General features: G+C 74.9%; 15 protein-coding genes and 1 pseudogene. 6 read left to right on the forward strand and 10 right to left on the reverse strand.

All coding sequences use genetic code 11. From position 1 onward, the window contains the following. Positions 1-104: 104 nt before the first annotated feature. A complete protein-coding gene (locus tag ACIA79_RS14185; protein WP_399428504.1) occupies positions 105-566 on the forward strand; it encodes an SRPBCC family protein in 462 nt (153 codons plus the stop codon). 414 nt (positions 567-980) lie between these two features. Here the strand turns inward: ACIA79_RS14185 and ACIA79_RS14190 are convergent, their stop codons facing one another. Continuing rightward, positions 981-2,114 (reverse strand): ABC transporter substrate-binding protein, encoded by a 1,134-nt coding sequence (locus tag ACIA79_RS14190; protein WP_399428506.1) that lies wholly within the window; start codon positions 2,112-2,114, stop codon positions 981-983. 220 nt (positions 2,115-2,334) lie between these two features. Here ACIA79_RS14190 and ACIA79_RS14195 point away from each other — a divergent pair, with 220 nt between their 5' ends. Further along, positions 2,335-2,604 carry a hypothetical protein gene (locus ACIA79_RS14195; RefSeq protein ID WP_399428507.1) on the forward strand — a complete coding sequence of 90 codons (270 nt, stop codon included), beginning with the start codon at positions 2,335-2,337 and terminating at the stop codon, positions 2,602-2,604. A 128-nt stretch (positions 2,605-2,732) separates the two neighbouring features. Here the strand turns inward: ACIA79_RS14195 and mmuM are convergent, their stop codons facing one another. Continuing rightward, on the reverse strand, positions 2,733-3,665 hold the full coding sequence (gene mmuM, locus ACIA79_RS14200; RefSeq protein ID WP_399428508.1) for a homocysteine S-methyltransferase: 933 nt from the start codon (positions 3,663-3,665) through the stop codon (positions 2,733-2,735). A gap of 142 nt (positions 3,666-3,807) precedes the next feature. Between mmuM and ACIA79_RS14205 the strand changes: the two genes are divergently transcribed. After that, positions 3,808-4,899, forward strand: coding sequence for a family 43 glycosylhydrolase (locus ACIA79_RS14205; protein ID WP_399428509.1), 1,092 nt, complete (start codon positions 3,808-3,810; stop codon positions 4,897-4,899). Between the two features lie 67 nt (positions 4,900-4,966). Here ACIA79_RS14205 and ACIA79_RS14210 read toward each other — a convergent pair whose 3' ends face one another. The 5 genes and pseudogenes from ACIA79_RS14210 to ACIA79_RS14230 form a co-directional block, all read right to left on the reverse strand. After that, a complete protein-coding gene (locus ACIA79_RS14210; protein WP_399428510.1) occupies positions 4,967-7,741 on the reverse strand; it encodes an AAA family ATPase in 2,775 nt (924 codons plus the stop codon). A gap of 207 nt (positions 7,742-7,948) precedes the next feature. Next, entirely contained in the window at positions 7,949-9,751 is a 1,803-nt protein-coding gene (locus ACIA79_RS14215; RefSeq protein WP_399428640.1) for a S8 family peptidase, read from the reverse strand. A gap of 719 nt (positions 9,752-10,470) precedes the next feature. Beyond that, positions 10,471-12,960, reverse strand: coding sequence for a DUF4132 domain-containing protein (locus ACIA79_RS14220; protein ID WP_399428511.1), 2,490 nt, complete (start codon positions 12,958-12,960; stop codon positions 10,471-10,473). 114 nt (positions 12,961-13,074) lie between these two features. Beyond that, positions 13,075-13,488, reverse strand: a complete 414-nt coding sequence (locus ACIA79_RS14225; protein ID WP_399428512.1) for a hypothetical protein — start codon at positions 13,486-13,488, stop codon at positions 13,075-13,077. A gap of 122 nt (positions 13,489-13,610) precedes the next feature. Continuing rightward, positions 13,611-14,045, reverse strand: a pseudogene (locus tag ACIA79_RS14230) (ATP-binding protein); the annotation flags it as partial. Positions 14,046-14,312: 267 nt separating this feature from the next. On the opposite strand from ACIA79_RS14230, the gene ACIA79_RS14235 reads away from it, so the two are divergent. The 3 genes from ACIA79_RS14235 to ACIA79_RS14245 all read left to right on the forward strand — a co-directional run bounded on the left by ACIA79_RS14235 (position 14,313) and on the right by ACIA79_RS14245 (position 16,322). Then, positions 14,313-15,176, forward strand: coding sequence for a helix-turn-helix domain-containing protein (locus ACIA79_RS14235; protein WP_399428513.1), 864 nt, complete (start codon positions 14,313-14,315; stop codon positions 15,174-15,176). Next, entirely contained in the window at positions 15,177-15,413 is a 237-nt protein-coding gene (locus tag ACIA79_RS14240; protein WP_031074217.1) for a DUF397 domain-containing protein, read from the forward strand. It begins immediately after the preceding gene. Between the two features lie 87 nt (positions 15,414-15,500). Beyond that, on the forward strand, positions 15,501-16,322 hold the full coding sequence (locus ACIA79_RS14245; RefSeq protein WP_399428514.1) for an SAM-dependent methyltransferase: 822 nt from the start codon (positions 15,501-15,503) through the stop codon (positions 16,320-16,322). Between the two features lie 18 nt (positions 16,323-16,340). On the opposite strand, the gene ACIA79_RS14250 is transcribed toward ACIA79_RS14245, so the two are convergent. From ACIA79_RS14250 to ACIA79_RS14260, 3 genes are all read right to left on the reverse strand, one after another. Beyond that, positions 16,341-18,260, reverse strand: coding sequence for a M64 family metallopeptidase (locus ACIA79_RS14250; RefSeq protein WP_399428515.1), 1,920 nt, complete (start codon positions 18,258-18,260; stop codon positions 16,341-16,343). 90 nt (positions 18,261-18,350) lie between these two features. Continuing rightward, a complete protein-coding gene (locus ACIA79_RS14255; RefSeq protein WP_399428517.1) occupies positions 18,351-19,679 on the reverse strand; it encodes a 6-phospho-beta-glucosidase in 1,329 nt (442 codons plus the stop codon). A gap of 19 nt (positions 19,680-19,698) precedes the next feature. Continuing rightward, on the reverse strand, positions 19,699-21,492 hold the full coding sequence (locus ACIA79_RS14260) for an FAD-dependent oxidoreductase (protein WP_399428518.1): 1,794 nt from the start codon (positions 21,490-21,492) through the stop codon (positions 19,699-19,701). Positions 21,493-21,763: the final 271 nt, after the last annotated feature.

The raw sequence follows: 21,763 nt of genomic DNA on the forward strand, positions 1-21,763 counted from the left end.
GGGAGCGGCATGCATAACCGGGCGCAGGCCGGTTACCCGCAGGACGTGCGAGCGTGGCGGGCCACACCGTCGCGCGCTGCCGTCACGGAAGCGAGGAGTCACTGATGAGCACGGTGAAGGAAGCCGTAGAGGTCGAGGTCCCCGTCCATACCGCGTACAACCAGTGGACGCAGTTCGAGTCGTTCCCGGAGTTCATGGAGGGCGTCGAGGAGGTCCGGCAGCTCGACGACCGCCACAACCACTGGGTCACCAAGATCGCCGGCGTACAGCGTGAGTTCGACACCGAGATCATCGACCAGCTCCCGGACGAGCGGATCGCCTGGCGCACCACCAGCGGCGACACGCGGCAGAAGGGCATGGTGAGCTTCCAGCGCCTGGACGACACGCACACGCGCGTGGAGCTGGTGATGGACATCGAGCCGAGCGGCGCCGCCGAGAAGGCCGCCGACATGACCGGGACGATCGACCGGCGCGTCAAGGGCGACATGCGGCGGTTCAAGGAGTACATCGAGACCCGCGGAGGCGAGTCCGGGGCCTGGCGCGGCCGGATCAGGCCCGGCGGCTGACCGGGAGACGCCGAGCGCATCGGCGCCCCGGTGAGGGACCGCCCCGGTGCCCCGGGGGCGGTGCCCGGCCGGTGATACGGGGCTGAGCGGCCGTGGGGGGGGGGGGGGGGGGGGGGGGGGGGGGGGGGGGGGGGGGGGGCGCGCCCGCGCCGCCCCCCCCCCCCGCCCCCGCCCCCCCCCCCCCCCCCACACCCCCACCCCCCCCCCCCCCCCCCCCCGCCCGGGCGGGCGCGGGGGGGGGGGGCGCGGGGGGGGGGGCGGGCGGGGCGGGGGGGGGGCCCGGGGGGCCGCGCCCCCCCCCCGCCCCCCCCCCCCCCCCCCCCCCCCCCCCCCCCCCCGCCGCGCGCTGCCGGGCCCCGGCATCAAGTCAGCCGGGGGAGGGCAGCTGACGTGCTGCAGGGCCCCGGCACCAGGTCACCCGAGGGGGACCAGCTCCCCGCCGACCGGCAGGCCCGGCACCCGGCGGTTGTGGACGACGACCAGTTCGTACGGATGCGTCCGGCCGCGCTGCCACTGGCCGCCCGCCAGCCGCACCGTGGCCACGTTCGGCACGGGCCCGGACGTCCAGTCCAGCGGGCCCGCGACGGTGTCCAGGCGCGTCGCGCCGATCGCCGCCGCCACCGCGGCCCGGTCCCCGGGGTCGGCCGCGCTCTCCAGAGCGTGCGCCGCGACCTCGAAGAGCGCGTAGGCGAGCCCGAGCGGCTGGAGCCACTGATTTCCCGTGGCCCGCTCGTACGCCTCGGCCAGCTCGGCCGCGGTCATGCCGTCGACCGAGGAGCGGTAGGGGTGGGCGGGGCTCCAGTAGACGAGCGTCGCCACCTGCGCCTGGGGCGGCTCCCCGGTGGCCGTGGGGACGGGCGGGTACGCCAGCCACCGTGAACAGGTGATCATCCGCAGCGGCAGTCCGCGGGCCCGGGCCGTCCGGCGGAAGACGGCGAGGTCGGCGCCGGTCGCGGCGCTCGTCACGATACGCACGCCCGCCTCGGCCAGCGCCGCGACGTGATCCTCCAGGCCGGCGGCCGGCTCCCGGTACGCCGCGGGATCCACGAGGCGGTGCCCACGCGCGCGCGCCGCCGGTACGAAGCCGTGCTCGGCGTGGCGCGACCAGGTGCCCTGCGGGCCGTCGTTCCACAGGCACCCCACGGGCCCGCGGTCCGTGCCGTCCACCGCTTCCCACAGGTCGGCGAAGGTCTCCGCGATGTCGTCCAGGCCCCAGCAGAAGTGGTACGTCCACCGGAACGGGCGCAGCGCCGTCGCGCCCCGCCCGTAGTAGTACACCTGCCAGGGGAACGTACTGGACAGGCACGGCACCTCCGCCTGCTCACAGGCGTCGGCGACCGCCGGCAGCACCTCCGTGCCCGCCAGCGTCAGGATGATCCGGGCTCCCTCCTGTTCCACCAGCTCGCGGACCGCTTCCCGTGCACCCTCGGGGCTGGAGCGGCTGTCGCGGCTCACCAGCCGCATCCCGCGCAGTTTGGGTGCCAACAGGCCCATGACGTAGGCCAACGGGTCGCCGAGCCGGGCCAGCCGGCCCGTCCGCGCGACCACCACACCCACGGTCGGGGCCGGTTTCTCTGTGCCGTTCTCGCATTCCATGACCCGGACAACGCCCGCGCGCCGGAGGTGTCACGCCCCGGTCCGCGACGGGCCGTGCCGCAGGTGCCGGGAGCAGGGGGAAACCTGCCCGAGCAGTGTCGTCGGCGGCCGGGGCTCGTTGCACATACCTGTAGCAACCCTCCACCTCCCCCTTCCGTACCAGGAGTCAGACATGAGCATCCGTCCCGGTATCCGACTGGCCACCGTCTGCGCCGGCCTCGCGGGCGCGGGCATCGCGGGGGTCGCACCGGCGGCCGCCGGCGACCAGCCGCCCGCCTCGGTCGGCGCCCCCGTCTCCAGCAACCTCAACAGCACCGGCCTGCTCGCGTCGGACCCGCAGTCCCACGGCAAGCCGGGCCAGGCCTCCCCGCTGCCGGTCGGCGGCGGCCCCGTGGGCGGCCTCCTCGGCGGTGTGCCCGCCGGCCTTCCCCTCGGCGGCTGATCCGCGGCATCCGAGCGGCGGGCGGCCGGCCGCACCGGCCGGCCAACCCGCCGCCGCCCGCCCGGCGCACCGGGAACCGACCCGGGCCGGCCGGCGGGCGCGCGGTGCACGCGGAACCGGCCACACGATCAACCGTCGCCGGGGCGGAGACGAGCCGCGATGTCCGCGATCACCCCCGGCCCCACCCGGCAGCAGCCCCCGATCAGCCGGGCCCCGTCGCGCCGCCAGGCCGTCACCTGCTCCGCCGGGAACGTCGCCCGCCCGCGCCACGCATGCGCCGCCGCGTCCCACTGCTCGCCGCTGTTGGGGTACACGACCACCGGTTTGCCGGTGATCCGGGCCGCGAGGGCGACCGCGCGGCCGGCGTCCTCGGGGGCGCAGCAGTTCACCCCGACGGCCACGACCTCGTCGGCACCGGCCGCGAGGCCGAACGCCTCCTCGAGCGGCTGCCCGGCGCGCGTGCGGTCCCCGGCCACGGTGTACGACAGCCACGCCGGTACGCCCAGCCCGCGCACCGCCCGCAGCAGGGCCCGGGCCTCGTCCGTGTCCGGCACGGTCTCCAGCGCCAGCACGTCCGGCCGGGCGGCGGCCAGCACCTCCAGCCGCGGCCGGTGGAACCGCTCCAGGTCGCGCTCGGTCAGCCCGTACCGGCCGCGGTACTCCGAGCCGTCGGCCAGCATCGCCCCGTAGGGCCCCGCCGACGCGGCCACCCACAGCGGCCGCCCGGGGCTCCCGGCCTGCGCCCGGCGCGCCGCCTCCCGCGCCGACTCCACGCTCAGCGCCAGCAGTCCGGCCGCCCGGTCGTGGCCGATGCCGCGCCGCGCGAAGCCCTCGAAGGTCGCCTGGTAGCTGGAGGTGATCACGACATCGGCTCCGGCCTCGTAGTAGGCCAGGTGCGCCCGGACGAGGGCCTCGGGCCGCTCGGCGAGGAGCCGCGCCGACCACAGGTCGTCCGAGAGGTCGTGCCCGGCGGCCTCCAGCTGGTTGGACAGCCCCCCGTCCAGGACGAGGGCGGAGCCGGCGGCCAGGGCGTCGGTGAGGGGAGTGTGCGCACTGCTCATGCGGCCGAAGCTAGCCGAACGGCGCGGCCGGAGGCGGGTCGCCGCCGGCCTGTTGACCTCTTTCCCCGGCGCACCCTACGGTTCTGACGTTCGGTCACACAGATGGTGTTCGATATGACGAACAATCTGGAGGGTCTTCCGCATGAGCCGCACCGACGCACCACCCCCCAGCCGCCGATCCGTCCTGACGGGCGCCCTCGCCGCGGGCGCGCTCACGGCCGTCCCCGGGATCGCCCACGCCGCCGGCCGTGTCCCGGAAGCTTCACCGGCGGCGTACGCGAACCCGCTCGTCCGCAACCGCGCCGACCCGCACATCCACCGCCACACCGACGGGCGCTACTACTTCACCGCCACCGCGCCCGAGTACGACCGGATCGTCCTGCGCCGCTCCCGCACCCTGCGCGGGCTCGCCGGTGCGGAGGAGGCGGTGATCTGGCGCAAACACGCCGACGGCGACCTGGGCGCCCACATCTGGGCACCGGAGATCCACCACATCGACGGGCGCTGGTACGTCTACTTCGCCGCCGCGCCCGCCGACGACGTGTGGAAGATCCGCATGTGGGTGCTGGAGAACCGCAGCAAGGACCCCTTCAAGGGCACCTGGACCGAGAAGGGGCGGATCGTCACCGCCTGGGACACCTTCTCCCTCGACGCCACCACCTTCACCCACCGCGGCAGCCGCTACCTCGCCTGGGCGCAGCACGAGCCCGGCATGGACAACAACACCGCCGTCTTCCTGTCCAGGATGGCCGGTCCCTGCACCCTGACCGGACCTCAGGTGCGGCTCACCACGCCCGAGTACCCCTGGGAGTGCGTCGGCTTCAAGGTGAACGAGGGCCCCTCCGTCCTCCAGCGGGGCGGCCGCGTCTTCCTCACCTACTCCGCAAGCGCCACCGACAGCAACTACTGCCTGGGCCTGCTCACCGCCGACTCCAGGAGCGACCTCATGGACCCGGCGTCCTGGACGAAATCACCGCGACCGGTCTTCACCAGCAGCGACACCACCGGACAGTACGGCCCCGGCCACAACTCCTTCACCGTCGCCGAGGACGGCCGCACCGACGTCCTCGTCTACCACGCCCGCCCGTACAAGGAGATCAGCGGCGACCCGCTGCACGACCCCAACCGCCACACCCGCATCCAACGGCTCGGCTGGAACCCCGACGGCACCCCGGACTTCGGCGTCCCCGTCGCCGACGGGCCTGTCGGCGGACGGTCCCCGGGGACGGGATGACACCCCTCCCCGGGACGCACGGCGCCGGACGCCACTCCCTGATCCAGCCCGATCCGGATGAAGGACCCTAGGGGTGGTTGAGCGCCGTCGCGAGCTGGGCGCGGGAGCGGACGTCGAGCTTTTGGTAGATGCGCGTCAGCCGCGCCTCGACCGTCTTCACGCTCAGGTACAGCCGGGCCGCCGCCTCCTGGTTGCTCGCCCCCTCGCCGACGAGCCGCGCCAGGTGCAGCTCCGCCTCCGTGAGCCGGGACACGGCCGCGTTGCCCGCGCCCGGCGCGGCCGGCGCCGGCTCGGCGTAGGAGGGGTTGTCCGCGGCCAGGCCCAGCCACGGCACGGCGCCCGCGCGCTCGAAGACGGTGGCAGCCGCCTGCAGGGCCTGCTGCGCGGCCGACCGCCTGCGGCGCCTGCGCTCCACGCGTGACAGGGCGATCAGGCAGCGCCCCTGCTCCAGCACGAGCCCCTGCGCACCGAACCGGTCGGCGGTCTCCGCCAGCAGCGCCACCGCCTCGTCGGTCTTGCCGCCGGCCGCAAGGCACAGCCCGTACGCGCGGTCGAAGCCCAGCAGCACCGTCGTACGGCCCAGGCGTTCGGCGACCGGGCCCACGTCGGCGAGCAGCGCCTCCGCCTCGTCCCGGGCGTCGTTCGCCAGCAGCGCCTCGGCCAGCTCCTCGTGCCAGCGCAGCATCGACGGGTCCACGGCGTTCCGGGCGTTCTCCGCCTCCTGCACGCGGCGCAGCGTCTCCAGCGCCCCCGCCACGTCGCCGGTGACCAGCTGCACGCGGCCGAGCGCGTACAGGCTGCGCGAGAGGAAGACGTGATCGCCCTCCTCCTCCGACGCCTGCACGCTGCGCCGCGCGTATCCGGCGGCCCGCGCGAAGCTGCCCCCCGCGGTCTCCGCCAGCGCCAGCACGTACCAGGCGGGGCCCGGCGACAGGCCCGCCTCCAGGGTGAGGGCGAGCGACCGCCCGGCGTGCGCCAGGGCCGCCGCGCACTGGCCCCGCCGGGCCTCGACCTCGGCGAGGGTGTTCAGCAGCTCGATGGAGTCCTCGACCGGGCCGCGCTGCTCGACCAGCGGCAGGAGGGCGTGCACCTGGTCGCGGGCCTCGCCGAGCCGGTCGTCGAAGAGGGCGTGACGGATGGTCAGGATCTGCGCGGTGTTGCGCACACCCAGCGGCCGGTCGGTCATCTCCAGGGACCGGGCCCTGGCCAGCGTCCGCTCGGCGTCCGGCGAACCCAGCACCCGGTCCATCCGGGCCTGCTGCGTCAGCGCCTTCGCGGCCGTGTGCCGGTCGCCCACCGACGCGGCGAGTTCGGCCGACTCGACCGCCGCGGCCCGCGACCGTACCGGATCGCCGTCCGCGAGCACGTACTTCACCGCGAGCCGCAGCAGGACGGCGGCGCGCAGGCCCGGGTCGCCGTCGGAGTCCTCCGTGGCGTGCACGTACAGCTCGTCCAGGTCCGTCAGCCCCTGCCCGGCCGTGTCCAGTACGGCGAGCCGGGCGCGTACCCGGTCCGCGGGCGCCGCGTCCCGCGCCAGCAGGTCCGCGGCGGCGCGCATCGCGAGGTCGGCCCGGGCCGCGCGGGCGGCCTCCTCGGCGGCGTCCACCAGCCGCGCGATCCGCCGCTCCCCGAGGCGCACCGGGGTCGACTCGGCGGCCAGCAGCGCCAGTTCGGCGGCGAGCGCGCTGTTGCCGCGGCGGCGCGCGGTGTCCGCGGCCGCGGCGACCTCGGCGGCGAGGTCCTCGTCGGGGACATCCGTGGCGAGCGCCCGGTGCCGTACCTCCTCCACCGGGTCGTCGACCACCCGCGCGAGCGCCGCGTGCCCGGCACTGCGCTCGGTCCAGCACGTGTCGTGGACGAGCGTGGAGGGCAGCAGTCCCGCCGTGAACGCGACCGTCCCGTCCTCGGTCACCGATATCAGCCCGGCGCGCTCGGCCGCCGCCAGTTCCGCCTCCGCGGTGGGGCGCCCGGCGCGGCGGATCAGCGCGGCCGTCGGGCGCAGCGCCAGGGCGGCGAGCAGCAGCGCGGCGCGCACGGCGGGGGAGGCGGGGGCGAGCATCCGGCGCGCGAGGTCGCGGGCCCGGCCCGAGAGCGGCAGCGCCTCGGCGTGGTGCACGGGGGTGCGCGCGTCGGCGAGGGTCCGGCCGACGGCGAGGGCGAGCCGGGGATTGCCGCCGCTGGTGCGGTGGATCCGCCCGGCCATCCGGGACGGCAGGCGGTGCTGGACCAGCAGCTCCGCGATCTCGTCGGCGTGCAGCGGCGGTACGAGCAGGACGTCGGCCTCGGAGGGCACCCACAGCGTGAAGGAGGCGCCGTCGACGTGCGGGTCCGGCGTTTCGACGGCGAGGACCCGCAGCTCGGAGGGGGCCAGGTGCAGCGCGAAGCGCAGCAGGTCCGCGCTGTCGGCGTCGATGCGCTGGGCGTCGTCGACGACCAGCAGGACGGGCCCGCGCTCGGCCAGGGTGCGCAGGATGCGGGCGATGCCCAGGCGCAGCGCGACGGGGTCCCAGCCGGTCTCGGGCGCGGCGGCCTCGCGGCACAGCACCGCGACGGCGGCGCGCTGCGGGTCCGGCAGGCCGTCCAGGGCGGCGGGGGGCACGGAGGAGACGAGGGCCGCGGCGGCCGCTCCGGCCATGTCCCGGTCGGCGGGCTGCGGGGAGAGCCACAGCACGGTCTCGCCGCGGCAGCCGGCGTGATCGGCGGCGGCCTGGGCGACCTCGGTCTTGCCGATGCCGGCCGGGCCGGTGAGCAGGGCGCGGCCGCGGGCACGCAGGACCTGGTCCAGGCGCCCGAGGAGATCCTCCCGGCCGACCGGCGTGGTGGGGTACGGAACCGGCCTCACCTGCACCACCACCCTCGGGACCCGGCGTGTGCGAACCCCCTGTCCGCGCACCCGCCTGCGAGCAGAGAATACGAACTCGGCCACCGGAGTCCAGGTGTCGTGTCCGGCATGTGGACGCCAGCCGGGCGGACACGCCGCGGGGCGTGCTCATGGCGAAGTGCCATGAACACGCCCCTGACCAGCGATGATGCTGTTATCGCGCGGGTCTCAGAAGGTGAGACCCCAGGAGTCGATGTAGCCGGTGTCACCCGAGGCCACGTCCTGGACGCGGAGCTTCCAGACACCGTTCGCCACCTCGGACGAGGCGTCGACGGAGTACGTCGCGAGGACGTTGTCGGCCGAGTCGTTGCTGCTGGAGTTCTTCAGGCGGTAGGCGGTGCCGTCCGGGGCCACCAGGTCGATGACCAGGTCACCGCGCCAGGTGTGCTTGATGTCCACGGCCACCTTCAGGGCGGCGGGGGCGTTGCCGGTCCGGCCGGTGACGGAGATCGAGGACGTGACGGTCGAGTTGTCCACGATCGTCACATCGGTGGCGTTGGTGAACGCCGCTCCGGTACCGGGGGTGGTAGTACCGGTCACGGCGTTCACGGTCTTGGCGGCGTCGGCGATGCCGGTGCCGCAGCCGCCGGTGCAGGTGCCGGGCAGCGGGCGCGCGTTCGACTTGATCGCGGACTCGATCTCGGCCGGGGTCAGCGTCGACTTGGCCGACTTCAGCAGCGCGGCGAGGCCGGCGATGTGCGGCGCGGCCATCGAGGTGCCCTGGTAGGGCTTGTAGTTCTCCAGCGACTGGGTGGTGGTGCCGGAGTTCAGCGTGGAGAGGATGCCGTTCTCGGGGGTGGTGATGGTGCCCGGCGTGTCGGTCGCGCGGCGGGTCTCACCGCCCGGGGCCGAGACGTCGATGATGGAGCCGTAGTTCGAGTAGTACGAACGGTTGCCCTCACGGCTGGTGGACGCCACGTTGATGACGTTCGAGCAGTTGGCGGGCGTGAAGCCGGAGGCGTTGGCGTTGCTGTTGCCCGCCGCGACGACCACGGTGGTGCCACGGGCGACGGCGCCGTCGATGGCGTTCTTGTAGACGGTCGGGCAGGTCGAGCTGGCACCGCCCAGGCTCATGTTGATGACCTTGGCCGGGGTCGGGTTGGCCGGGATGCCCGGCACGGTGCCGCCGGACGCCCAGGTGATCGCGTCCGCGATGTCCGCGGACGAGCCGCCGCACTTGCCGAGCACGCGGACGTGCTGCACCTTCGCGTCGTACGCGATGCCCGCGACGCCCTTGGCGTTGTGGGTCGACGCGGCGATGGTGCCGTGCACGTGGGTGCCGTGCCAGGAGGAACTGCTCGCCCGGGAGCCGGTGCCGCACTCGCCGTCGGTCGCGTTCCAGTCGCCCTCGTCCTTGGGGTCGCTGTCGCGGCCGCTGCCGTCACGGGCGTCGGCGGAGCTGGAGATGAAGTCGTAGCCCGCGATGGTGTTCGCGCTCAGGTCCGAGTGGGCGGCGTAGCCGGTGTCGATGACGGCGACGGTGACGCCGCTGCCGGTCGACTTGTCCCAGGCGGCGGGCACGTTCATGCCGCCGGTGGCCTCGAAGAGGTCCCACTGCTTGGCGTAGTCGGTGTCGTTGGGGGTGACCGCCATCGCGTAGGCGCGGATGTCGGGCTCCACGGACGCGACCGCCGGGTCGGCGCGGAAGGCGTCCATGACCTCCGTGACGTCCTGCTTCGTCGCCTTGTCGCCCAGGTCGACCAGCGTGGCGCCGCTCGCCAGACGGCGCTCGAAGGACAGGCTCTCGCCGGTCTTCGCCGCCTTCTCGGCCGTGTCGCCCTTGGCCGCGCTGTTCGAGGTGGCCTCGGCCGCGCGCGACTTGTAGGTGACGATGACCTTCTCGACCGGCGCGCTGGGCAGCGGGGCCGGCAGGGCCTGGGTGGCCGGTGCGGTGGGCTGGGGGGTGGCCTCTGCGGCGAGTGCCACCGAGGAGGTGGCCGCCACGCCGATGATCGTGGCGCTCGCGGCCACGACGGATATGAGTCTCCGCCTGGAACCGTTCAAGGTGTTCCCTTTCAGGGCGGCTCCGGCGACTCCCGGAGCAGCTGACGGTGCTGGGCGCGGCGGGGGCGGGTGCGGGGACCGCGGGTGGGGTGCGTCATGGGGGTGACGCCCGCAGTCCCCTGGGCCGGGTATGCCCATGCGCCGCCGCCGGCGCGACGGACCCCGTGGTGGGGCCGTCACCGGTGGCGCTCGGGGGTTACGTGCACCTGACAGCGAAGAGTCAGAGGATGAGAACCGCCGGTGCGGCAGACAGTAGGGAAACCGGAGATGAACCCGATATGGGGGAAACCCTTGTCCTCCCCGCAAGGGCTGAGGGCCCCCCCTCCCGAGGCCCCCGCCGCCCGCGCGACGAGACGCCGCGGCCCGGCTCCCAGGGCGGGCCGCTGGCGTGCGGAACCCCCGATCCTGTCAGCTCACCGGGCGGGGCCTTCCGCGGGGGCCGTCAGCTCACCGGGCCCGACCTTCCGCTGGGGCCGTCAGGTTGCCGGGCCGGGCGCCTTCCGTGAGCGCCGTCAGCTCACCGGGCGGGGCCTTCCGCGCGGGCCCGTCGGGTCGCCGGGCGGGGCCTTCCGCGCGGGCCGTCAGGCCGGCCGGCGCCTCCGAGAGCGCGACCGTTGAGCCGCCGCCGCTCCCGTCGAGCACTTACGGCCGCAGCTCGTCGAAGCCGACCGTGAAGCGCCGCGTGCCTAGTCGACGACCGTGCTGCCGGCCGCGTCGAGGCCCAGGTCCGGTACGAGGCGGTCGCCGAGCTGCTCGGCGGTCAGTCCGAGCCGCCGCGCCACCTCGGTGACCCTCTCCTGCGCCCGCGCCTTCAGCGCCTTGAACCGCACGCGCTGCGCGATGCCGTGCAGCTGCGCCAGCGCCTCGCCGGTGCCGATCGCGGCCAGCACGTCCAGCCCCTCCACCGCCCGGTGGTGCGCGCCCTCACCGGGCCAGGACCGCAGCACCGGGGCGAGCCGCCGTACCGTCCCGTCGTCACCGAGCAGTCCGAGGGCGTGCAGTGCCCAGCTCTCCCTGGCGGGCATCCCCGCCGACCGCCACCGCTCGAACAGCGCCCAGCCGAACTCCGCCAGCGAACCGGGGTCGCACAGGTCCAGCAGCACCGGCACCCCCGGGTACACGCCGCCGGGCCTGCTGATCGCCAGCATGGTCAGCGCGTGCCGCACCGACCCGGCGGGCAGGGCTTGACCGCCCGCGCGCAGCAGGACCTGCGGGAGCACCGCGGGGTCGGCCCACTCGGGCAGTCCGGGCATCCGCTCGGGCAGGGCGGTCAGCAGCGGATCGGCGCCGAGCGCGGCGGCGACCACCTCCGCGGCCTCCTCGCCGTACGCGTCGGCGGCCGCGTCCCGTACCGCCTCGTCCCCGTGCGCGGCGGCGACGAGCCGCAGCGCGTGCTCGGCGAGGCGCCGTGCGGGGCCCGGCACGCCGACGGCGTCCGGTACGAGCAGCGGAACGGCGGCCACGCCGTGCCGGGCGAACCACGCGCGCGCCGGGCCGCCCGCCGTCCTCAGCCGCACCGCCCGGTCGGCCATCAGCCGGGCGGTTCCGGCGTCCCGGAACGGCAGCAGCAGTCCGGCCATCGTGGCCGGGTGGCGCACGGCGGCGCGCGTCAGTACCGGGAGCGCGTCCGTCCCGTACCGCGCGGCGACCGGCCGCAGGGTCTTCTCGCCCTCCCAGTAGTCGTCCGGAGCCCACGCGGCGAGCAGGGGGCGCAGCAGCTCCACCGGGCCCCGCAGGAACAACTGCGCCGACGACAGGTCCTCCAGGCCGTAGCGGCGCAGCGCCTCCATGTCCACGTCCATGTCGTGGCCGTCCGCGGCATGGTGGCGGAGGTACGGCGACCGGGTGGCCGCCCAGGCCTCCCGCTCGCCCGGCAGCCACTGCGCCGCCGGTGCGGCCGGCACCCGCAGCCCCGGCACCACCCGCGCGCCGGGCTGCGCGGCGGCGCGGTCCTGCCACGGGGGAGTGGTCAGCAGCGCGGGCAGTTCCCCGGCCGGTGCGGCGGGGACGCGGCCGGGACGGCGCAGCAGCGACCGGACCACCGCCGCGGCCGGCTCGTCGAGCAGGGGCAGCGCGGCGGTCACGAGCTCCGGGTGGGCGGCGATGTGCCCGGCCAGGAGCTGCCGCGCCGCCTCGGCGTCCCGGCCGCCTTCGTACGCGCACGCGGCCAGTACGCGCAGCCCGCACACCGGCCGGCGGGTCATCGCCTTCAGCAGCGAGGGCCGCACATGCTTGTCGCCGGGACGGGACAGCAGCGCCCGGAACGCCGCGTCGCCCGGCAGCTCGGCCAGGGCCGCCGCCGCGGCCCTGCGGTGCGCCGCGGAGGCGTGCGGACGGTCGAGGACCTCCGCGAGGAGCGGCGCGGCGGCCGGGCCGAGCCCCTCCGCCACGGTCGCGATCGTCGACGGCGGCCAGGCGATGCCCGCGGTCCCGCCGAGCCGCAGGAACTGCTCCGGCACGCTCAGCGAGCACAGCAGCATGGACCGCAGGAACGAGTCCCGGCCGGCGAGCGCACCGGGCTCGCCGCAGCACTCGTCGACCCAGCCGGTCTCCGTCGGCACCAGGTACGCCACGACGATCCGCCGCCGCTCATCCTCCCGGGCATCGGCCAGCGCCTCCACCGCGGCCCGGTACGTCTCGTCGCCGGCCGCGGCCAGGAGCGCCCGGACCCGGTCGGCCGGCGGGCGGCGCTGCTCGGTGAGGTAGGGCACGGGCGCGGAACCCAGCACGGTGATCGCCGGATCGGACCGGCTGCCGCCGCACTGGAGGTACCGCGCCTCGATGCCGAACAGCTCCACCACCGCACGCGCGGCGAACGGCAGCCCGTGCGCCGCGCCCCAGACGTCGGCCCAGGCCGCGGTGGTCGCGGGCGGCGCGGGGGTCATGGCGGCCACGGCGGCGGCACCGAGCGGTGAGGGCGCGCTGCCGTCGAGGTGGGCCCGCGCCGCCGCCACCAGCCGTGCGTCGCTCCCCGGGGCCGCGAGGAACTCCTCGATCCAGTCCTTGTCCCGGGCGAGCCGCGCCTCCAGCTGCGCCACTGCGGCCTTGTCGGCCTTGCCCGGCGGCCGCCGCACCCCGCCCCGCCGGGGATGCACCGCACGCCGCCACGCTTCCGGGAGGACGAACGACTTCTCGGACTCCCGGGCCACCAGGACCTCCAGCTCCTCACGGCGCACAGGACCGCCCTCCCCGTCCCCACTCGCGATTGATCACTCGTACGACCGTAACGAGCACCACTGACAAGGCCACTGACCGGCGGGAACGAGCGGATGCGCGCTCCGCCGGAGGGTTCAGAGCCGGGACTCGACCCCCGGCCCCGTCCACGCCGGGGCGACACCGGTGAGCTGGCACACCATCAAGTACAGCGGGATGGGCGGCGTGTAGGGCGAGGTGGAGTCCGGCCGGTGGATCAGGCGGGGGCGCCGGTCCGGCACGTAGGCGTCCGTGGCGTAACAGGCGGGCAGCGGCCAGCGCAGCTCGGTGTCCGAGCCGGCCGGTACGATCCACCACCACCATTCGGAGTCGGCGAAGACGCAGCCGTTGCCGGGCAGCCGCGACATGAGCCGGAATCCGTGCCGCGCCGGCACCCCCACGGCGTCGCAGCCCAGCGTGGCGGGCAGGGCGGGCGGCAGCGTCAACTGCACCTCGCCGCGGTCGGTGTCCGGCCGGCCCTGCCGGCCCCGCGCGGCCAGCAGCGTGGCCATCGACCTCAGCATGGTTCCGCCACACCCGGGGAGCTCCCCGGGTCGCCGGAGCCCGCCACCTCCGGCAGGCCCGCCCCCGTGCCGAAGCCCGCCGGTTCCGGTGTGTGCGCGGCTCCCGCATCGAGAGCCAGCTCCGCCCAGACGATCCACCCGGCGCCGTGCCGCGCGTCGTGCGCTCCCCACGCGCCGCACATCGCGTCGACGAGGAGCAGTCCCCGCCCCCGCTCCTCGGCGTCGACGCGCCGCAGCCGCGGTTCGGCCGCCGGGCAGCCCTCGTCCTGCACCGCTATGCGCAACCGCCCGCCCACGTCGCGCAGTTCGCAGACGACCCGGCCGCTCGCCGTGTGCACCACGGCGTTGGTGAAGAGCTCGGAGACGACGAGCGCGGCCGAGTCGGTCACGTCCCCCTCGATGCGCCACACCGCCAGCCGGTCCCTGACGAGATGTCTGGCGCGGGCCACCGACTCGGCGCGGGCGGGCAGTTCGAAGGCGAAGCGGCGGAGGTCGGCGGTCTGTGCCGCGCAGGCCAGTGGCCCGGCGATCCGCTGCGCGGGGATCGTGGGTCCTGCGGATTCCGGTCGCGGGGCCGTGATCTGAGGCGTCAGCGCATTACCAGGGACCACGACCGATTCCTAACGTGGGGGAGCGGTGCCGCACACCGCCTCTCCCAGGGCAGGGCGCGGTGCCGCGTGAACTGGTTCACCGGAATACTTTCCTCCCGACACCCACACTTGGCAAGTGGCACTCTGAAATTTGCAGAGTGCGGTGTCCTCTCTGCTCCTCCCATGGCACACTCGTCGAAAACAGTGCGCGGGAGGTCTGAAGTGAGCGAGCCGCGGTCCGCCCCCACGGTGGGACAGGTCGTACTCGGCAAGCGCCTGCAGGAGCTGCGGGAGCGGGCGGGCCTCAAGCGGGAGGAGGCCGCCAAGGTGCTCCACGTGGCCCCGGCCACGATCCGCAGGATGGAGACCGCCGAGGTCGCACTGAAGATCCCCTACGTCCGGCTCCTGCTGCAGGAGTACGGAGTTCCCGCCGATGAGGCCGACGGCTTCGTACGGCTGGCGGAGGAGGCCAACCGGCCCGGGTGGTGGCAGCGGTTCCACGACGTCCTGCCCGGCTGGTTCAGCATGTACGTCAGCCTGGAGGGCGCGGCCTCCGTCATCCGGGCGTACGAACCGCAGTTCGTCCCCGGTCTGCTCCAGACCGAGGACTACGCCCGGGCGATCCTGCGCGGCGGCGCCGTCGGCCAGGTGAGACCCGACGACATCGAACGGCACGTCGCGCTGCGCATGGCCCGGCAGTCCCTGCTGACCCGGCAGGACGCGCCGAAATTCTGGGTGATCATGGATGAGACGGTGCTGCGCAGGCCCGTCGGAGGCAGCCCCGCCGTCATGCGGGCGCAGATCGACCGCCTCCTCGAAGCCACCGCGCTGCCCAACGTCACCCTCCAGATCGCCGAGTTCGCGACCGGGCACCACCCCGGGACGTACGGCCCGTTCGTCCTCTTCCGATTCGCCGTGCCCGAACTCCCGGACATGGTCTACAGCGAGTACTTGACCGGCGCGGTCTACCTCGACGCGCGCACCGAGGTGGCCTCGCACCTGGAGGTCATGGACCGCATGGCGGCGCAGGCCGCCACCGCACAACGTACGAAGGAGATCCTCAAGGATGTCCGCAAGGAGCTGTGAATGGATCGCATATACAACGGCATGCCCGCCGCCGAGCTCGGGGCCGAGGGGTGGCACAAGCCGTGGAGCGGCGGGAACGGCGGCAACTGCATCGAGGCCATGAAGCTGGCCGACGGCAGGGTCGCGGTCCGCCAGTCCGCCGACCCGGACGGCCCCGCCCTGATCTACACCCACGGCGAGATCGCCGCGTTCATCCAGGGGGCGAAGGCCGGACAGGCCGACTTCCTGCTCACCTGACCCGTCCAGCGCCCCTCCGTCCCTCTCCCATCCCCCTTCCGTCCCTCACCCGGACGACCAGCCACCAGCCGACCACTGGAGCGACACATGACCGGGCAAGAACCCGCAGCCGAACGGCCCGCCGTGCGGATCGACACCAGCAAGCCGCATCCGGCCCGCATGTACGACTGGTTCCTCGGCGGCAAGGACAACTACCCGGTCGACGAGGAGATGGCCAAGCAGCTCCTCACCGTCGACGCCCGCGGGCGGGACATGGCCCGCGTCAACCGCGCCTACATGCACCGCGCCACCCGCTGGCTCGGCCAACGGGGCGTCCGCCAGTACCTGGACATCGGCACCGGCATCCCGACCGAGCCGAACCTCCACCAGATCGCCCAGCAGGTCGCCCCCGAGTCGCGGATCGTGTACTGCGACAACGACCCCATCGTCCTGGCGCACGCCGAGGCGCTGCTGCGCTCCACCCCCGAGGGCGCCACCGAGTACATCCAGGCCGACGCGCGCGAGCCCGAGGCCATCCTCGAACGGGCCGGCAAGGTGCTGGACTTCGCCCGGCCCATCGCCCTGTCGATGCTGGCGCTGCTCCACTTCGTGGACGACGAGGACGGCGCGTACGAGCTGGTGCACCGGCTCGTCGAGCAGCTTCCCTCCGGCAGCTACCTCGTCCTGTCCCACGTCACGGGGGACTTCGACCCCGAGGGAGCGGCCAAGGCGCGCGCCATGTACCGGGCGCGCGGCCTCACCCTGCGGCCGCGCACCCGTGCGGAGTTCGCCCGCTTCTTCGAGGGCCTGGAGCTCGCCGAGCCCGGAGTCACGCTCACCGCCGACTGGCATCCGGAGCTCGGCGAGCCGGTCCCGGTCGCCGGCGACGACCCCATTCCCGGGTACGCGGGCGTGGCCCTCAAGCCCTGACCAACAGCTCCCGCTCGCCTACGAGCCGGCCGGGGGCACCAGCGTGACGAGGAACCTCTTCGCCGTGCCGGTGTTCCCGGCCGCGTCGATCGTGCGGTACTCCACGGTGTGCGTGCCGTACTCCGGCGTGGCGTCGTCCCACGGCACCACGCGCGCCCGCCCCAGCTTGCCGTACACCAGTCCGTCGATCTCGGTCCCGCCCGGGGTGAACCGGAAGGGCGCGTCGGCGTCCGTCGGCCAGCCGTAGTACGTGTACCAGCCGTCGCCGTCCACCCGGAACTGGCTGACCACGTACCCGTCCTGGTCGTCCCGCGTGGTCAGCCGCATCGTGAACGGCCCGTCGTACACGTACTCCACGGGCCGCCCCGGCCGGTGCACCGTGCGCAGCGGTTCCGACAGCGTGTACGCGGCCGTGGCCGGCGTCGCGTCGACGGTCCAGCGCAGCTCGCTCCCGGGGCCGGACGCACCCGCGATCCGGGCGGTCAGCGTGTGCGTGCCGGGCCGCAGCCGCAGCGACGACAGGTCCAGGTCCCGGTCGTTGCCCGGGTTCGCCACCGGCCGGCCGTCGACCCACCACCGGACCGCGAGCGTCCGGTCGACCGGGTGCGTGGTGTCGGCGTGCACCACCGACCAGGCACCGACGGGCGTGCCCGTGTCCGTGTGACCGGTGAACCGCGGTGCCACGACGGCCCCGGGCCGGGTGACCACGGACGTGTCGACCGTCCAGGAAACCGTACGGGTCAGGGCGGCCGAGCCGCGCACCGCCGGGTCACGCACGAACGGCGTCGGGTCCGTCACCGTCGCCGTCAGCGTGTGCCGGCCGCGCGGCACGTCCAGCCGCCGCAGGTCGACGGAGCGGGCACCGGCCGCCGAGCGCACCGGGCGGCCGTCCAGCCGCCACACGACGTCCAGTTCACCGCCGAGCGGATGCAGCGTGTCGACCCACACGGTCCGGTCGGCGCCGACCGGCTCCCCGGTGGGCGTATGCCCCTGCACCAGGTTCACCTTCGACGCGATCGCCCGGACCATCACCTCCCGGCCCACCTGGTCGAACGCGTACCCCAGCGACTTCATGATCGAGTGCCGGCTGGGGCGCCACACGCCCTTGGTGCTGTACAGCCCGCCCTCGTGGCGGCCGATGACACCGCCCGACTCGCTCTCCTCACCCAGCCACCGCCACCACTTGGCCCGCCGGTCCTTCATCTGCTGTTCCGTCAGCACGGTGTGGTGCGCGGACGGCGGCTCACCGCCCTCGTGCGCACCACCGGGGACGCCCCGCCCGTAGTAGTCGTACTCGTCCTGCAGGCCGCCCAGCGAGTGTCCGATCTCGTGCGGGGTGATGAGCGAGGACAAGGCGTTGCCGCCGGACGCGGTGGCGTACGTGCCGCCCGCACCGCCGTAGGTGTCGCTGTTGGCGAGGGCCACGATCTGCCGGTTGGCGGCCGTCGCACCCGGTACCAGGCCGGCGAGCGCGTTCGCCGCGCCGCTGTCGACGGTCAGCAGCCGCTGCACACTGCCGGCGTCGCAGCCGCCCCAGAAGCCCATGCCGAGCGGGGTGTCCCGGCGCGGCGCGTCCAGCCCCGGGTCGCAGTCGACCCCCGACTCGGGCGAGGCGACCTCCACCGCCCACACGTTGATGTACGAGCGGTACGACGCGAACGGCTCGATGCTCCACAGCACATTGAGGTGCTTGTCGACATCGGCCCGGAACTCCGGCAGCTGTTCGGCGGTGTACCCGTCGCCGAGCAGCACGAGGTTGAACCGTTTCTCCGCGGGCCCCGTGGTCTGCACGGGGACGACCGTGGCGGCGTCGGCCGGGGACACGGGGGAGGGGCCTGCGGCGGTGGCCGGACCGGCGCCCACCGGTGCGGTGGCGAGAAGGCAGGCCGCGCCGATCAGCGCGGCGGCCCTCCGAAGGCGTGTGCCATGAGCAACCATGGGCCCGGAGCGTACGGTGTGCACAACGCCCGGTAAAGACAGCCGTGTTGGGCCTGCTGCCCCGGTGCCCAGGTCGTGTCCGCCACTCCCCTAGGATCCCGCCAGGTACTCCAGCCCCGGATGCTCGGCCACGTACGCGTCGAGCAGCCGCCGGGCGACCGTCACCGAGTCGACCAGCGGGTGGAGGGCGAACGCCTTCACGGCCGCCGCCCGCGACCCGCTCTCCGCCGCCGCCAGCACCTCCCGCTCGACCGCCTTCACCGCCGTCACCAGACCCACGGCGTGGTCCGGGAGCGGCGCCACCGCCACCGGATGGGCGCCGTGCGCGTCGACGAGGCACGGCACCTCGACCACCGCGTCCGCGTCGAGCACCGGCAGTGCCGTCCGGTTGCGGACGTTCAGGATCAGCGTCGTGCGCTCGCCACGGGCGATGGCCCGCATCAGGGCCAGCGCGACCTTCTCGTAGCCGCCCGGCTCCAGGTCCTCCGCGGCGCGCTCCCCGGCACCCGCCGCCTCCCGGTTGGCCGCCATGTAGGTGGCCTCGCGGTCGGCGAGGGCGGCGTGCCAGGCCTTCAGGGAGGGGGAGGCGTAGAACGCGGCCTGCTGGTCGCGCAGGTACGCGCCCCGGGTGCGCCCGGCGTCCCGGTAGGCCCCGACGGCCTCCCGGTTGAAGTAGTAGTAGTGCAGGTACTCGTTCGGGATCGCGCCCAGCGACCGCAGCCACTCGGCACCGAACAGCCTGCCCTCCTCGAAGGAGCCCAGCGCCTCCGGGTCCGCCAGCAGCCGGGGCAGCAGATCGCGCCCGGCCACCCGCACGCCGCGCAGCCACCCCAGGTGGTTCAGCCCCACGTAGTCGAACCACGCCTCGTCCGGGTCGGCGCCCAGCAGCCGTGCCACCCGCCGCCCCAGGCCGACGGGCGAGTCGCAGATGCCGATCACCCGGTCGCCCAGCACCCGGGCCATGGCCTCGGTCACGAGCCCCGCCGGGTTGGTGAAGTTGATGACCCACGCGTCCGGCGCGACCGCCGCGACCCGGCGGGCGATCGCCGTCGCCACCGGCACCGTGCGCAGTCCGTACGCGATACCGCCCGCGCCGACCGTCTCCTGGCCCAGCACGCCCTGCGCGAGCGCCACCCGCTCGTCGGCCGCCCGGCCCGCGAGGCCGCCGACGCGGATCGCCGAGAACACGAAGGCGGCACCGCGCAGCGCCTCGTCCAGGTCCGTGCAGGTGGTCACCACGGGCGCGCCGGGCACTTTCGCCGCCTGCTCGGCGAGCACCCCGCCGATCGCCGCGAGCCGGCCGGCGTCCACGTCGTACAGCGTGACGTGCGTGACCCGCCCCTCCGCGCGGTCACCGAGGAGCGCCCCGTACACCAGCGGCACGCGGAAACCGCCCCCGCCCAGAATCGTCAGCTTCATGGCGGCCACGCTACTCGGATCACCCCAGGTCGAGGGCGTTGCGCAGACCGAGGCGGTAGCGGGTGCGGTCATGGCGCCTGAGCAGCTCGACCTCCGGTGCGCGGAACAGCGGCCGGACCGTGCAGCGGGGCGCCGCCGAGCCCGTGCGGTCGAGCAGGGCGTTGACCGCCTGGCGGGCCGCGGCGTTGGCACCCTCCATGGTCGCCAGGTCGATGTCCACGGACACGTAGTCGCCCGCGAGGTAGAAGTTCGGGATCGCGGTGGCGGCGGACGGCCGGTGGTGGAAGGTGCCGACCGGGTGGATCAGCAGCTCGTCGGCGTTGGTGGGGGTGGGGGTGCCGAGACCGTCCACGCCCGGGTCGAGGTACCACGAGTGCAGGGCGCTGTCCTTGAGCGCCTGGTGGCCCGTGTCGTTGAGCGCCGCCTTGAGTTGCGCCCACACCTCGCGGGCCACCTGCTCGCGCGTGCACTGCTTGGCCGTCCTGCCGTACAGGATCCCCGGCTTGTCCCACTCCGAGATGTCGACGGACAGACAGTCCACGGCCGTGCCGTCGCCGTAGTCGGCGGGGAAGTCCCGGTCCGGCCAGTGTCCCGCCTGCGCGATGGCGGTCAGCGACCAGGGCGAGTCGATGCAGTTGAGGTGGCCGTGGACCAGCCGCGGTCGCTCGGTCAGGTAGAACTGGATGCCCGTCATCCAGTCGGTCCGGAGCTTGTCGCACCGCGCCAGCCGGGGGTCGGCCGCGCGCAGCGCCGCGCCCCACGTCCGGCGGGCGTGCTCCACCGGCAGCGCGCAGACGTAGTGGTCCGCCGTGACCGTGGCGCGCACCCCGCCCGGGTCCTCCACCAGCGCACCGGTGACCCGGCCGTCGCCGTACAGCACCTCGTGCAGCGTCCAGCCGATGCGGAACTCGACGCCGAGGGACCGCAGGTGCGCCTCCCACGGGTCGATCCACGCCTCGTTGGTGGGCGCGTTGAGGATGCGGTCCGGGGGGCCGTCGGCGCCGCGGCCGAGCGCGTTGTAGACGAACGCCTCGCCGAGCGTGCCGACCGTGCGGGTGCTGGCCTCCTCGGCCTTGGTGGCCACGATGTTGCGGGTGACGCCGATGGCGAGGATCCGCCGGTACGCCTCGGACATCTGCGCGGCCCGTGTGAAGTCCCACCACGGTGTGTGCTCCCACACCTCGTCGCGCCGCTCGTCGCAGCTGGTGAGGAAGACGAGCGCGCGGTTGACGAAGTACGCCGTCTCGTGCGGCGGGAGCCCGGCGGCGGTCTCGACGAGGCCGGTCAGGGCGCGGCCGATCTCGTCGAGGGTGAGCCGGGCCGGCCGGTGGCCCGGCCAGGGGATCGGCATCCGCAGGTCCTCGCGGCCGGTGCGGGCGAACATCATCTCGGGCGGGGCGACGAGGTTGTCGAAGACGCCCTGCGGGTTTCCGGGGAACGGGATGCGCCGCATCGTGTCCGGCAGGTTGTGGTAGATGCCGGGGATGAACCGGAAGCCGTGCTCGGCGGGCAGCGGTCTGCGCCCGCCCCGCGCGCTGCCGGGGACGCCGAAACTGCGTGCCTTGCCGCCGAGGGCACGGCGCTCGTACACCGTCACCTCGAAGCCCCGCTCGGCGAGTTCGTGCGCGGCGGTGAGCCCCGCGACGCCGCCCCCGAGCACGGCGACGGACCGGCCCGCGCGCGCCTCACCGGCGCGTCCCCCACGGCCGGCCGCGGCGGCGGGGGAGGCGGCCAGCGACCCCGCTCCGGCGGCCCCGGCGACCGCGGCGGCGCCCGCCACGAAGCTGCGTCGCGTCGTACCCGTACGGTGCATGCCCACCCCTTACCCGCGGTAACGGTCACGTCGGACGCAGGAGCATACGGCCGCCCCGCCACCCCCGGAACCACCGCGTGCCCCCGGCCGCGCACAATGGCCGGTTCCCGTTCCCCCGCCGGTCGCCGGTCGCCGGCCGCGAGGTGCCGCCATCCGCCGGGCGCCGGCGCCGCGTTCCGCCTTCCGCCGGGCGGCGCCGCGCGTTCCCGCCACCCGCCACCCGCCACCCGCCACCCGCCGGGCGGCGACCCGCGTCCCCGTCGCTCCCCGG

The sequence above is a fragment of the Streptomyces sp. NPDC051310 genome, from assembly GCF_044455245.1.
Taxonomy (GTDB): domain Bacteria; phylum Actinomycetota; class Actinomycetes; order Streptomycetales; family Streptomycetaceae; genus Streptomyces.

Coding starts and splice junctions, on each gene's coding strand:
- ACIA79_RS14185 (WP_399428504.1), top strand. CDS start 105: ATGAGCACGGTGAAGGAAGCCGTAGAGGTCGAGGTCCCCGTCCATACC.
- ACIA79_RS14195 (WP_399428507.1), top strand. CDS start 2,335: ATGAGCATCCGTCCCGGTATCCGACTGGCCACCGTCTGCGCCGGCCTC.
- mmuM (WP_399428508.1), bottom strand. CDS start 3,665: ATGAGCAGTGCGCACACTCCCCTCACCGACGCCCTGGCCGCCGGCTCC.
- ACIA79_RS14205 (WP_399428509.1), top strand. CDS start 3,808: ATGAGCCGCACCGACGCACCACCCCCCAGCCGCCGATCCGTCCTGACG.
- ACIA79_RS14225 (WP_399428512.1), bottom strand. CDS start 13,488: ATGGCCACGCTGCTGGCCGCGCGGGGCCGGCAGGGCCGGCCGGACACC.
- ACIA79_RS14240 (WP_031074217.1), top strand. CDS start 15,177: ATGGATCGCATATACAACGGCATGCCCGCCGCCGAGCTCGGGGCCGAG.
- ACIA79_RS14245 (WP_399428514.1), top strand. CDS start 15,501: ATGACCGGGCAAGAACCCGCAGCCGAACGGCCCGCCGTGCGGATCGAC.
- ACIA79_RS14250 (WP_399428515.1), bottom strand. CDS start 18,260: ATGGTTGCTCATGGCACACGCCTTCGGAGGGCCGCCGCGCTGATCGGC.
- ACIA79_RS14255 (WP_399428517.1), bottom strand. CDS start 19,679: ATGAAGCTGACGATTCTGGGCGGGGGCGGTTTCCGCGTGCCGCTGGTG.
- ACIA79_RS14260 (WP_399428518.1), bottom strand. CDS start 21,492: ATGCACCGTACGGGTACGACGCGACGCAGCTTCGTGGCGGGCGCCGCC.